Raw genomic sequence first — 12992 nt, forward strand, 5'->3', positions numbered from 1 at the left:
GTCAGTTGCCCTCCGCACGCACGGTGCGCTGTTCGATTCGCTTCTCGGGATGCGGGTTGTGCACGATCCGGTGCACGTAGATGCCCGGCAGGTGCACCTGGTCCGGATCGATGCTGCCCACCGGCACCACCTCTTCCACCTCGACGATGCACAGCTTGCCGGCCATCGCGCAGGCCGGGTTGAAGTTGCGCGCGGTCTTGCGGAACACCAGGTTGCCCGACGCGTCGGCCTTCCACGCCTTGACCAGCGCCACGTCGGCGCGCAGCGCGGTTTCCATCACGTAGTGCTTGCCGTCGAACGCACGGGTTTCCTTGCCCTCAGCCACCACCGTGCCGTAGCCGGTGGCGGTGAAGAAGGCCGGGATCCCGGCACCGCCGGCGCGCAGGCGCTCGGCCAGGGTGCCCTGCGGGTTGAACTCCAGTTCCAGCTCACCGGCCAGGAACTGCCGTTCGAACTCCTTGTTCTCGCCCACGTAGGACGAAATCATCTTGCGGATCTGGCGGGTCTCCAGCAGCTGGCCCAGGCCGAAGCCATCCACGCCGGCGTTGTTGGAGATCACCGTCAGGCCCTTCACCCCCGTGTCGCGCAGTGCGCCGATCAGCGCCTCGGGAATGCCACACAGGCCGAACCCGCCCACGGCCAGGGTCTGGCCATCGGCGACCACGCCGTCCAGCGCGTCGGCCGCGCTGGCGTACTGCTTGCCACGCCGGTTGGCGTTGCCTGGGGAAATACTCATCTACGCCCTCACCTCGTTGATGTAAGCGATCATTGTAGCCAACCCCCATGCCCTTCCCTGTACGCCCCCCAAGGCACTCATCGCCGCGCCGGGCTTGGAAACGATTCCCATACATGCCAAGCGTTAAACTAAGCAGCTGACCTAAAAAAGGACCGACTATGACCCTCCCCGCTTTCAAGGCGTACGACATCCGCGGCCGGGTGCCGGACGAACTGAACGAGAACCTCGCCCGCCGCATCGGCGTGGCATTGGCGGCCCAGTTGGCCCCGGGCGCGGTGGTGGTCGGTCATGACATCCGCCTGACCAGCCCCGCCCTGCAGGACGCCCTGGCCGCCGGCCTGCGCGGCGCCGGGCGCGACGTGCTGGACATCGGCCTGTGCGGCACCGAAGAGGTCTATTTCCAGGTGGACCACCTCAAGGCGGCCGGCGGGGTGATGGTCACCGCCAGCCATAACCCGATGGACTACAACGGCATGAAGCTGGTCAAGGAGCAGGCCCGCCCGATCAGTTCGGACACCGGCCTGCTCGCCATTTCCGACGCGGTCGAAGCCGACAGCGCAGGACCGGTCGAGCCCAAGGCCGGCCTGCAGTCGCACCCGGACAAGAGCGCCTACATCGCGCACCTGCTCAGTTATATCGACCGCGCCGCACTGAAGCCGCTGAAGCTGGTGGTCAACGCAGGCAATGGCGGCGCAGGCACCATCGTCGACCTGCTCGCCCCGCACCTGCCCTTCGAGTTCATCCGGATCTGCCACGAACCCGATGGCAGCTTCCCCAACGGCATCCCCAACCCGCTGCTGCCGGAGAACCGCGCGATGACCGCGCAGGCCGTCCGCGAGCATGGCGCGGACTTCGGCATCGCCTGGGACGGCGACTTCGACCGCTGCTTCTTCTTCGACCACAACGGCCGCTTCATCGAGGGCTATTACCTGGTCGGCCTGCTCGCCCAGGCGATCCTGGCGCGCCAGCCGGGCGGCAAGATCGTGCACGACCCACGCCTGACCTGGAACACCGTGGAGATGGTCGAGGCGGCCGGCGGCCAGCCGGTGCTGTGCAAGAGCGGCCATGCCTTCATCAAGGAAAAGATGCGCAGCGAGAACGCCGTGTACGGCGGCGAGATGAGCGCGCACCATTACTTCCGCGAGTTCGCCTACGCCGACTCCGGCATGATCCCGTGGCTGCTGATCGCCGCCCTGGTGTCCGAGTCCGGCCGTTCGCTGGCCGATCTGGTCGAGGCGCGCATGGCCAAGTTCCCCTGCAGCGGCGAGATCAACTTCAAGGTGAGCGATGCCAAGGCCGCAGTCGCCCGGGTGATGGACCACTACGCCGCGCAGGCGCCGGCGCTGGACCACACCGATGGCATCAGTGCGGATTTCGGCCAGTGGCGCTTCAACCTGCGCAGCTCCAATACCGAGCCGCTGCTGCGCCTGAATGTCGAAACCCGTGGCGATGCGGCGCTGCTGCAGCAGCGTACCGATGAAATTTCCCAATTGCTCAAGGCATCCTGAGGCGAAGATTCCGATGCACAACATCCTTCCTGTCATTCTCTCCGGCGGCTCTGGCACGCGCCTGTGGCCGCTGTCGCGCGAGGCCTACCCCAAACAGTTCCTTGCACTGGCCGGTGAGCAGACCATGCTGCAGGCCACCTGGCAGCGCGTCGCCCCGATCGCCGGGCACGCACCGCTGGTCGTTGCCAACGAAGAGCATCGCTTCGTGGCTGCCGAGCAGCTGCAGCAACTGGGCGTGCAGCCGCAGGCGATCCTGCTTGAACCGATGGGCCGCAACACTGCTCCGGCGATCGCAGTGGCGGCCTTGGAAGCGATGCGACAGGGAGACGACGCGGTCCTGCTGGTTCTTCCGTCGGACCATGTGATCGCCGATGAGGAAGCGTTCCGTGCTGCAGTATTGCGCGCGCTGCCGGCTGCCGAGGCGGGAAAGCTGGTGACCTTCGGAATCGTGCCGTCCGGCCCGGAGACTGGCTACGGCTACATCAAGGCCACTGGGGACGGGGATGCGCGTCCGGTGGATCGCTTCGTGGAAAAGCCCGATGCCCAGACCGCCCAGCAGTACGTGCAGTCGGGCGAGTATTTCTGGAACAGCGGCATGTTCCTCTTCAAGGCCTCGCGCTACCTGGCCGAGCTGGAGAAGTTCAACCCGGCCATGCTCGCCACCAGCCGTAGCGCGTGGCAGCAGGCGCGTCGCGATGCGGACTTCACCCGCTTGGACAAAGATGCCTTCGACGCCGTGCCGTCCGACTCCATCGACTACGCAGTGATGGAAAAGACGGCCGATGCAGTGGTCGTTCCACTGGACGCCGGCTGGAACGACGTGGGTTCATGGACTGCGTTGCGTGACGTTTCCCAGCAGGACGCCGACGGCAACGCCCACCATGGTGATGTCATCGCCATTGATTGCCGCAACACCTACGCCTATGGCGATCGACTGATTGCACTGGTGGGCCTGGATGACGTCATCGTGGTCGAAACGGACGATGCGGTGATGGTCGGCCGCAGCGACCGCATGCAGGAGATCAAGCAGGTTGTCGCCCGCATCAAGGACGCTGGCCGGCCCGAAGCCACCTGGCATCGCAAGGTGTTTCGTCCCTGGGGCGCTTACGACTCGATCGACAACGGTGCCCGTTTCCAGGTCAAGCGCATCACCGTCAAGCCCGGTGCCACGCTCAGCCTGCAGATGCACCACCACCGCGCCGAACACTGGATCGTCGTCAGCGGTACCGCCGAGGTCACCCGCGGCGACGACGTACTGCTGCTCACCGAGAACCAGAGCACCTATATCCCGCTGGGCGTGACCCACCGCTTGAAGAATCCGGGCAAGCTGCCGCTGGAACTTATCGAAGTGCAGTCGGGCAGCTATCTGGGCGAGGACGATATCGTGCGGTTTGAGGATACGTACGGTCGTACGTGATCGAGGAGCGTTGCAAAAAAATAAAACCCGGCAAAGGCCGGGTTTTTTCATTGGCCGGTAGAGCCACGCCATGCGTGGCTGACGCGGTCCAAGTGATCGGGCAGTACCACGCATGGCGTGGCCCCACCCGTACAGCGTCAGAGCGCTGCGATCACCTTTCTCAGCCCATCCTGCCAGCTCGGCAGTGCAATGCCGAAGTCCGACTCCAGCTTGCGCACATCCAAGTGCGAGTATGCCGGACGCCTGGCCGGGGTCGGGTAGTCGGCGGTGGTGATCGCCTCTACCTTCGGCGCGCGCGCCAGCTTCCCAGCCGACACCGCCTCGGCGAAGATCGCTTCGGCAAACCCATGCCAGCTGGTTTCGCCCGTAGCGGTCAGGTGCCAGGTCCCCGACAGGCCACCAGCATGCTGCAAGGCCTGCGCGGTGACATCGGCAATCAGCGCCGCCGGGGTTGGCGTGCCGACCTGGTCGGCCACCACGCGCAGCACATCACGTTCGGCGCCCACGCGCAGCATGGTGCGCAGGAAGTTGGCGCTGTGCGAGGCATATACCCACGCGGTGCGGAAGATCAAGTGCCTTCCACCGGCTTCGCGGATGGCGTCCTCACCGGCCAGTTTGCTGACGCCGTACACGCCCAGCGGCGCGGTGGCATCGTCTTCGCGGTACGGGCGGGTGCCCTGGCCGTCGAACACGTAATCGGTGGAGTAATGCACCAGCGGCACACCGGCCGCGGCGCACCAGCGCGCGATGATGCCCGGCGCTTCGGCGTTGGCGCGCCAAGCCGCATCGCGCTCTTCTTCTGCGCGGTCCACCGCCGTATAGGCGGCCGCATTGACCACCACGTCCGGACGAACGCGATCCAGCAGCGCAACCAGCGACGCGGGCTCGTTGAAGTCGGCCGTCTCGCAGACAGTGTCATCGGGCAGCGCGCCACTACGGGTGGTCGCTACGATCGTGCCCAGCGGTGCCAGCGCGCGGCGCAGTTCCTGGCCCAGCTGGCCGTTGCCACCGAACAGCAGCACGGTCACGGCTGGTAGATCGGCAGGCGATCATCGGCGATGTCCTTCAGGAACGGCGCCGCCTCGTCCTTGCCCGACAGCGTCGGTGCGCTGATCGGCCAATCCACGGCGATGTCGGCATCGTTCCAGCGCACGCCGGCGTCGAAGTCCTTCAGGTACACCTCGGTGCACAGATAGCTGAAGACCGCACGTTCGGAGAGCACCGCAAAGCCATGCGCGAAGCCTTCCGGGATCCAGAACTGCTTCTTGTTCTCCGCGCTCAACACCACCGCTTCCCACTGGCCGAACGTCGGCGAGCCACGACGGATGTCCACCGCCACGTCATACACCTCGCCTTCCAGCACGCTGACCAGCTTGCCCTGCGGCCGCGGCCACTGGTAATGCAGGCCACGCAGCACGCCCTTGGCCGAGGTGGACACGTTGCTCTGCACGAACTTCGTCGGCAGCCCGTGCTGGCCAAAACGCTCGGCGTTCCAGGTCTCAAAGAAGAAGCCGCGCTCGTCGCCGAACACCGCCGGCTCGATCACCACGCAGCCCGACAGCTTGGTCTCAATAATTTTCACGGCACCACTCCTCGTACAGACAGTTTATGCAGGTACTGGCCGTAGCCGTTCTTGATCAGCGGGGCGGCCAGCGCCTCCAGCTGCTCGGCGCTGATCCAGCCCTGGCCGAAGGCGATTTCTTCCGGGCAGCAGACCTGCAGGCCCTGGCGGGTCTGGATGGTCTCGATGAAGTTGGACGCTTCCAGCAACGACTGATGGGTGCCGGTATCCAGCCATGCATAACCGCGGCCCAGCGCTTCCAGGTGCAGGTTGCCCTCGCGCAGGTAACGCTGGTTGAGATCGGTGATCTCCAGCTCGCCGCGCGGTGACGGCTTCAGCTCGGCCGCATGATGGCTGGCATTGCCGTCGTAGAAATACAGCCCGGTCACCGCATAGTTGGACCGCGGGTTGGCCGGCTTCTCGACCAGGTCGATCACCTTGCCGGCCTTGTCGAACTCGGCCACGCCGTAACGCTCCGGATCGTTGACCCAGTAGCCGAACACGGTGGCGCCGGTATCGCGCTGGTCGGCATTGCGCAGCACTTCGCGCAGGCCGTGGCCGTGGAAGATGTTGTCGCCCAGTACCAGGCAGCTCGGCTTGCCGTCGATGAAGTCCTTGCCGATCAGGTACGCCTGCGCCAGCCCGTCCGGGCTCGGCTGCACCGCGTACTCGATGTTCATGCCCCACTGCGAGCCATCGCCCAGCAGGCTCTGGAACAACGCCTGCTCGTGCGGCGTGTTGATGATCAGCACGTCGCGGATTCCGGCCAGCATCAGCACGCTGAGCGGGTAATAGATCATCGGCTTGTCGTACACCGGCAGCAGCTGTTTGCTGACGCCCTTGGTGATCGGATACAGGCGCGTGCCCGAACCGCCCGCGAGGATGATGCCCTTGCGTTGAGTCATGCGTTATTCCTCTGTATGGTGATCACCGCCACTCAGGCGGTGGTGCCGATGCGCTGCAGGCGGTAGCTGCCGTCGAGCACGCCGTTGACCCATTCCTGGTTTTCCAGGTACCAGTCCACGGTGAAGCCGATGCCCTGCTCGAAGCTGTACTTCGGCTCCCAGCCCAGCTGGTCCTTGAGCTTGGAGGCATCGATCGCGTAGCGGCGGTCATGGCCGGGGCGGTCGGTGACGTACGTGATCTGGCTGCTGCGCGGCTGGCCGTCCTCGCGCGGGCGGCGCGCGTCGAGCAGCGCGCAGATGGCGTGCACCACCTCGATGTTCTGCTTTTCCGAGTTGCCGCCCACGTTGTAGGTCTCGCCGACCTGGCCCTTGGCCAGCACGGTGCGGATCGCTTCGCAGTGGTCGCTGACGAACAGCCAGTCGCGTACCTGCTTGCCGTCGCCATAGACCGGCAGCGGCTCGCCGGCCAGCGCCTTGGCGATCACCAGCGGAATGAGCTTCTCCGGGAAGTGGTACGGGCCGTAGTTGTTCGAGCAGTTGGTGGTCAGCACCGGCAACCCGTAGGTGTGGTGGAACGCACGCACCAGGTGGTCGGAGGCGGCCTTGGACGCCGAATACGGCGAATTGGGCGCGAACGGGGTGGTTTCAGTGAACTTGCCGGTCTCGCCCAGGGTGCCGTAGACCTCGTCGGTGGACACGTGCAGGAAGCGGAAGGCCGCGCCCTTGTCGGCCGGCAGCGCCTTCCAGTAGTCGCGCACGGCCTCGAGCAGGGCCAGGGTGCCGACCACGTTGGTCTGGATGAAGGCACCCGGGCCATCGATGGAGCGGTCCACGTGGCTCTCGGCGGCGAAGTTGAGCACCGCATCGGGCTGGTGTTCGGCCAGCAGGCGCGCCACCAGCGACGGGTCGCCGATGTCGCCGTGCACGAACACGTGGTCCGGGTTGCCGTCCAACGGCGCCAGGGTCTTCAGGTTGCCGGCATAGGTCAGCGCATCAAGGTTGACCACCTTGACGCCCTTGGCGACCGCTTCCAGGACAAAGTTTCCGCCGATGAATCCGGCTCCGCCGGTGACAAGCCATGTGGGCACTACCCGTTCTCCTGTTCGGTTCTAAAGTCTCAGGCAGCGACGATAAGGCGCCCTGATGCAGCGCCACAGGATACATGCGGGCCGTCTTCACGACTGCCTGCTGGACGTGAACGAAGACGACGGACTGCGCAGATTGTGCCGCACTGCAGCATAACCATACGCATTCGCATGGTTGCCTCCGGCCAGTTAGAATCGCGGTCCCACCCCCGAACCGGTTGCTGTGAACAGAACCGGACGTTCCCCCGTTATTGAAGGATCCAGCACCAGATGAAAATCCTCGTCGCGTACAAGCGCGTGGTGGACTACAACGTCCGCATTCAGGTCAAGCCGGACGGTTCCGGCGTGGTCACCGACGGCGTCAAGCTGTCCCCCAACCCGTTCGATGAGATCGCCCTGGAAGAAGCGCTGCGCCTGCGCGACCAGGGCATCGCCACCGAAGTCGTGGTGGCCACCATCGCCCCCACCGACGCCCAGGCCCACCTGCGCAACGGCCTGGCCATGGGCGCCAACCGCGCCATCCACGTGGTCACCGACCAGGCCATCCAGCCGCTGACCGCCGCGCGCACCCTGCTCAAGCTGGTCGAGAAGGAACAGCCGGACCTGGTCATCCTCGGCAAGCAGGCCATCGACGACGACGCCAACCAGACCGGCCAGATGCTGGCCACGCTGTGGGGCCGCCCGCAGGCGACCTTCGCCAGCAAGCTGCAGATCGAAGGCGGCAAAGCCACTGTCACCCGTGAAGTCGATGCCGGCCTGGAAACGCTGGAAGTGGACCTGCCGGCCGTGGTCACCACCGACCTGCGCCTGAACGAGCCGCGCTTCATCAAGCTGCCGGACATCATGAAGGCCAAGGCCAAGCCGATGGAAACCCTGCAGCTGGCCGACCTCGGCGTGGACGCCGCCGATACCTTCAAGACCACCCAGTACGCCGCGCCGGTCAAGCGCAGCAAGGGCGTGATGGTCAAGGACGCGGCCGAACTGGTCGCCGCACTCAAGCAGAAGGGGTTGCTGTAATGACCAAGATCCTCGTTGTCGCCGAGCACCACGACGGCAAGCTCAACGCCGCCACCGCGAAGACCGTCAGCGCCGCCGCCGCCATCAGCGGTGCCAGCATCGACGTGCTGGTGCTGGCGGCCGACCCGGCCGCCGCGGCCGCGGAAGCCGCCCAGCTGGCCGGCGTGGCCAAGGTGCTGACCGTGGCCAACCCCGCCAACGCGCAGGCGCTGGCCCAGGTGCTGGCCCCGCAGATCGCGCAGTTGGCCAAGGGCTACACCCACGTGTTCGGCCCGTCGACCACCTTCGGCAAGGACCTGATGCCGTGCGTGGCTGCCCTGCTGGGCGTCAACCAGGTCTCGGACCTGATGACCGTCGAAGGCAGCCACAGCTTCAAGCGCCCGATCTACGCCGGCAACGCCATCATCACCGTCGAGGTGCCGGCCGACCAGATCGTGGTCGCCACGGTGCGCGCGGCGTCCTGGCCGGAAGCGGCCAAGGGCGGCAGCGCCGCGGTGGAAGCGGCCAGCGTCGATGCGGCCCTGCCGACCCACACGCGTTTCGTCGGCCTGGCCGCCGGTGCGACCGACCGCCCCGACCTGCAGAGCGCCAAGCGCGTGGTCTCCGGTGGCCGTGGCGTGGGCTCGGAAGAGAACTTCAAGGTGATCTTCCAGCTCGCCGACAAGCTCGGTGCCGCCGTCGGTGCCTCGCGCGCCGCCGTGGACGCCGGCTATGTGCCCAGCGACCTGCAGGTCGGCCAGACCGGAAAGATCATCTCCCCGGAGCTGTATGTGGCCGTGGGCATCAGCGGCGCGATCCAGCACCTGACCGGGATCAAGGATGCCGGCACGATCGTGGCGATCAACAAGGACCCGGACTCGCCGATCTTCGAGATCGCCGATATCGGCCTGGTGGGTGATCTGTTCACGCTGCTGCCAGAGCTGGAAAAGGCACTGTAATGGCAGACTGTCCGCCCCCGGCGCCGGCGCCGCCGGCACGCCGGGGGCGGGCGGTCAGTTGGGTCATCGTCATTGCGGCGCTGTACCTGATTGGCCTGTGGTACGTCGATCGGGACCGGGACATCCTGTCGCGATTGGCTGAAATGGCGCTCCCCCTTGCTGGCTGTGCACTCCTGGTCCTGGCAAGCTACGTGGTCCGCTACCAGCGCTGGCGTGCAGTCCTCGCCAAGCAGGGATGCCCTGTCTCCAGCTGGGCGCACGGTTTTGCCGCCTATCTGGCCGGATTCGCGTTCACCGCGTCGCCCGGAAAGGCCGGCGAACTGCTGCGCATCCGTTACTTCAACTGGCAGAACGTCCCCGCCCGCGCCACCCTGACCGCGTTCATCTTCGAGCGCGCCATAGATTTGTTGGTCATCACGCTCATGGGCGCAGGTGCCGCGTCGCTGGTGCCCGTATTCGGCCTGCTGGCCTCGATCATCTTCATCGTGCTCCTTGTGCTACTCGCGCTCGGCTGCTGGCCCCCGCTGGCAAGGGCTGTAAGGGACTTGGTTGACCGGTTGCCGGGAGCGGCGGTGCGCCGCTTGGGCAACTTCCTTGTAGATGGCGCCGAACACCTCGGGCCGCTGGTCCGTCTTCCCGTGATCGCCCCCGCTACCGCACTGGGGACGCTGGCCTGGACGCTCACCGCCGCGGCATTCGCCCTGCTCTGCCACGCGGCCGGCATCGACCTGCCGTGGCCGCTCGCTCTGGGCATCTATCCCTTGGCGATGCTGATTGGCGCACTTTCCTTCGTGCCAGGCGGCGTAGGAACCACCGAAGCCGCCGTCGTCATCATGCTGGGCGCCGCCGGCGTTCCAGCAGATACCGGCTTGGCGGTGGCCATCGGTATCCGGCTAGTCAGCCTCTGGCTCGCCGTCGCGGTTGGCATGCTCGCGATGGGTGTGCTGGAGCTCCTTGGCCCAGGCCCGCGCGACCATTGATCAGCCCTGTCCCCCGCCGATGGCCCCATCCTTTATCATTCGTTAGGTTTTTCAGGGATATGAAGGATATTGCAATGCACCAATCTGATTCGCACATGGTCGGAGCGCGTCGCTCGTGACAGCATCCCACCGCGCGCTCTGCGTCGATCTGGACGGAACCCTGCTGCGCTCGGACATCCTGTACGAGTCCCTGCTCGCCCTGCTGGCTCATAATCCGCTGTATATCTTCTTGGTGCCCATCTGGCTGCTCCGGGGCAAAGCGCATGTGAAGCGCCAGCTGGCCTCCAGGGTCCAATTGCCCGCTGACAGCCTGCCCTACGACGAGCGCGTCTTGGAGATCCTGCGCACCACCACGCAGCGTCCGCGCGTGCTGTGCACCGCCTCGGACCAGATGCTGGTGCAGCCGATCGCCGATCACCTGGGCCTGTTCGAAGAAGTCATGGCCAGCGACGGCCATACCAACCTGTCCGGGCACAACAAGGGCAAAGCGTTGGCCCAGCGGTTTGGCGAGCGGGGCTTCGACTATATGGGCAACGGCCAGGTCGACCTGCAGGTATGGGAGCACGCCGGCGGCGCGATCGTGGTCAACAACGGTGCTGCCCTGGCGCGGGATGCGGCCAAGCGCACCGACGTGTTGGCGCATCTGCCGTCGCAGAACGGCGGGCTGCTGACCTGGATCAAGGCCCTGCGCATCTACCAGTGGCTCAAAAACCTCCTGGTCCTGGTCCCGCTGCTGACTGCGCACCGTTTCTTCGACCTCGGCTCGATCATCGACGCGGGCATGGCATTCCTGGCCTTCGGTCTGTGCGCATCGGGCGTGTACCTGCTCAACGATCTGCTGGACCTGACCCCGGACCGCATGCACCCACGCAAGCGCAAGCGGCCGTTCGCCGCCGGCACGCTACCGTTGCTGCACGGCTTGATGGTTGCGCCACTGATCACTCTGGCCGGCTTCGCCCTGGCCTTCTTCTGCAGCCCGGCATTCGCTGGCGTACTGCTCTGCTACTACGTGATGACCCTCGGTTATTCACTCAAGCTCAAGCGCATCGTCATGATCGACGTAGTGCTGCTGGCCGCGTTGTATACGGTCCGCATCATCGGGGGCGCGGTCGCGATCAATTCGGAACTGTCGTTCTGGCTGCTGGCCTTCTCGATGTTCGTGTTCCTCAGCTTGGCAATGCTCAAGCGCTATACCGAACTGGCATCGGCACTGGCCAACGGCAAGGAGATGGCGATCGGCCGCGGCTACTCGGTTGCCGACCTGCCGCTGGTGCAGTCGCTGGGCGCCGCCGCCGGCTATATCGGCGTGCTGGTGTTCGCGCTGTACATCAACAGCCCGGAGAGCATGGAGCTCTACCGCAATCCCAAGCTGCTGTGGCTGCTGTGCCCGATCCTGCTGTACTGGATCAGCCGCATGTGGATCGTTTCCCATCGCGGCGACATGCACGATGATCCGATCGTGTTCGCGGCAATGGATCGCGGGAGCCAGATCGTCATCGCGCTCTGCGTGCTAATCGTCCTGGTCTCGATATGAGTTCAGCGGTTGGACAATCCTGGGGCCGCTACCCGAGAGTCGAGCAACGGATCAACCCGGTGCTCGACCGCGCAAGCGCCCTGCCACTGCCTCCCGATGGCGGCAGCGCGCTGCCCCATGGCAATGGCCGAAGCTACGGCGACAGTTGTCTGAATCCGAATGGCACGCTGCTGACCAGCAGCGCGCTGGACCGTTTCATCGATTTCGATCCGGCAACCGGCGTGGTGCGCTGCGAATCCGGTGCCACCCTGGCCGATATCCTCGATATCGCCCTCCCGCGTGGCTGGTTCCTGCCTGTGACCCCGGGCACCCGTCACGCCACGGTGGGGGGCGCGATCGGGAACGATGTGCACGGCAAGAACCACCATCGCGCCGGCACCTTCGGCCACCATGTCCGTTGCCTGGAACTGCTGCGCAGCGATGGTACGCGCCAGCTGCTGTCAGCCTCCAACGGCAGCGGCCTTTTCGCCGCTACCGTTGGAGGCCTCGGCCTGACCGGTTTCATCACCTGGGCCGAGCTACAATTGCGCCGCGTTCCGGGGCCTTGGATCGAGACTGAGTCAATCCGCTTCGACAACCTGGACGAATTTTTCGAGCTGTCCCGCACGTCGGCCGACGACTTCGAATACACCGTTGCCTGGATCGACTGCCTTGCCAGCGGCACGCACTTGGGCCGTGGCCACTTCCTCCGCGGCGATCATGCCCCGGGCGATACCCGGGCCGCGACGCCGAGCGCCGCCCCGCGCCGCAGCATGCCGCTGGTGCCGCCTGTATCCCTAGTGAACCCGCTGACCTTGCGGCCATTCAACACGTTGTATTACTGGCGACAACCCGCCCGTCGCGTGCGACGTCTGTCCCATTACCAGAGCTATTTCTACCCGCTGGACGGCATCAATCACTGGAACCGCATGTATGGCCCGCGCGGGTTTCTGCAGCACCAATGCGTTCTGCCGCCGGCCACCGCGCGCGATGCCACGGCCGCCCTGTTGGCCGAGATCGCGCGCAGCGGGCGCGGCTCCTTCCTCGCGGTGTTGAAGGAATTCGGTGATCGTCCCTCTCCTGGTCTGCTGTCCTTCCCGCGCCCGGGTACCACACTGGCCCTTGATTTCCCCAATGACGGCCCGGAGCTGCTGACGATGCTCGATAGGCTCGACCGCATCGTCAGCGATGCAGGCGGTGCCGTCTATCCGGCCAAGGATGCACGCATGTCCGGCGCCTTGTTCCGTCAGGCGTTTCCCGCTTGGGAGGCCTTCTCTCGTTACATCGACCCTCGATTCTCATCCGGCTTCTGGCGCCGGGTGATGGAGTAAA

Annotated in this window: 12 protein-coding genes; 7 read left to right on the plus strand and 5 right to left on the minus strand. The window is 65.6% G+C overall.

Annotated elements, in window-relative coordinates:
* Nucleotide 1 precedes the first annotated feature (1 nt).
* Nucleotides 2-736: a CoA transferase subunit A gene (locus M2421_RS12380; RefSeq protein ID WP_259207073.1), complete on the minus strand. Its 735-nt coding sequence runs from the start codon at nt 734-736 to the stop codon at nt 2-4.
* Between the two features lie 158 nt (nt 737-894).
* On the opposite strand from M2421_RS12380, the gene M2421_RS12385 reads away from it, so the two are divergent.
* Together M2421_RS12385 and M2421_RS12390 are read left to right on the plus strand one after the other, a co-directional pair.
* Nucleotides 895-2244 (plus strand): phosphomannomutase, encoded by a 1350-nt coding sequence (locus tag M2421_RS12385; protein WP_259207075.1) that lies wholly within the window; start codon nt 895-897, stop codon nt 2242-2244.
* A 13-nt stretch (nt 2245-2257) separates the two neighbouring features.
* A complete protein-coding gene (locus tag M2421_RS12390; RefSeq protein WP_259207076.1) occupies nt 2258-3661 on the plus strand; it encodes a mannose-1-phosphate guanylyltransferase/mannose-6-phosphate isomerase in 1404 nt (467 codons plus the stop codon).
* A gap of 137 nt (nt 3662-3798) precedes the next feature.
* Here the strand turns inward: M2421_RS12390 and rfbD are convergent, their stop codons facing one another.
* The 4 genes from rfbD to rfbB are packed head-to-tail and all read right to left on the minus strand — an operon-like array spanning nt 3799 to nt 7215.
* Complete coding sequence (gene rfbD, locus M2421_RS12395; protein WP_259207078.1) at nt 3799-4689, minus strand: dTDP-4-dehydrorhamnose reductase; 891 nt, start codon at nt 4687-4689, stop codon at nt 3799-3801.
* The gene (gene rfbC / locus M2421_RS12400; RefSeq protein WP_259207080.1) at nt 4686-5243 is read right to left on the minus strand and encodes a dTDP-4-dehydrorhamnose 3,5-epimerase; all 558 of its coding nucleotides are present in this window, start codon (nt 5241-5243) and stop codon (nt 4686-4688) included. Before rfbC ends, rfbD begins: the two co-directional genes overlap by 4 nt.
* Nucleotides 5240-6127, minus strand: a complete 888-nt coding sequence (gene rfbA / locus M2421_RS12405; RefSeq protein ID WP_259207082.1) for a glucose-1-phosphate thymidylyltransferase RfbA — start codon at nt 6125-6127, stop codon at nt 5240-5242. The genes rfbC and rfbA overlap by 4 nt, the downstream gene beginning before the upstream one ends.
* Nucleotides 6128-6159: 32 nt before the next feature.
* Nucleotides 6160-7215 carry a dTDP-glucose 4,6-dehydratase gene (gene rfbB, locus M2421_RS12410; protein ID WP_259207083.1) on the minus strand — a complete coding sequence of 352 codons (1056 nt, stop codon included), beginning with the start codon at nt 7213-7215 and terminating at the stop codon, nt 6160-6162.
* Between the two features lie 267 nt (nt 7216-7482).
* On the opposite strand from rfbB, the gene M2421_RS12415 reads away from it, so the two are divergent.
* The 5 genes from M2421_RS12415 (at nt 7483) to M2421_RS12435 (ending at nt 12991) form a co-directional block, all read left to right on the plus strand.
* Entirely contained in the window at nt 7483-8229 is a 747-nt protein-coding gene (locus M2421_RS12415) for an electron transfer flavoprotein subunit beta/FixA family protein (RefSeq protein ID WP_259207084.1), read from the plus strand.
* A complete protein-coding gene (locus M2421_RS12420) occupies nt 8229-9167 on the plus strand; it encodes an electron transfer flavoprotein subunit alpha/FixB family protein (RefSeq protein ID WP_259207087.1) in 939 nt (312 codons plus the stop codon). Before M2421_RS12415 ends, M2421_RS12420 begins: the two co-directional genes overlap by 1 nt.
* Nucleotides 9167-10147, plus strand: coding sequence for a lysylphosphatidylglycerol synthase transmembrane domain-containing protein (locus tag M2421_RS12425; protein ID WP_259207089.1), 981 nt, complete (start codon nt 9167-9169; stop codon nt 10145-10147). The genes M2421_RS12420 and M2421_RS12425 overlap by 1 nt, the downstream gene beginning before the upstream one ends.
* A gap of 115 nt (nt 10148-10262) precedes the next feature.
* The gene (locus M2421_RS12430) at nt 10263-11681 is read left to right on the plus strand and encodes a UbiA family prenyltransferase (RefSeq protein WP_259207092.1); all 1419 of its coding nucleotides are present in this window, start codon (nt 10263-10265) and stop codon (nt 11679-11681) included.
* On the plus strand, nt 11678-12991 hold the full coding sequence (locus tag M2421_RS12435; protein WP_259207095.1) for an FAD-binding oxidoreductase: 1314 nt from the start codon (nt 11678-11680) through the stop codon (nt 12989-12991). Before M2421_RS12430 ends, M2421_RS12435 begins: the two co-directional genes overlap by 4 nt.
* Nucleotide 12992 lies beyond the last annotated feature (1 nt).

The organism is Stenotrophomonas sp. BIGb0135 (assembly GCF_024810105.1).
Classification (GTDB): domain Bacteria; phylum Pseudomonadota; class Gammaproteobacteria; order Xanthomonadales; family Xanthomonadaceae; genus Stenotrophomonas; species Stenotrophomonas maltophilia_AB.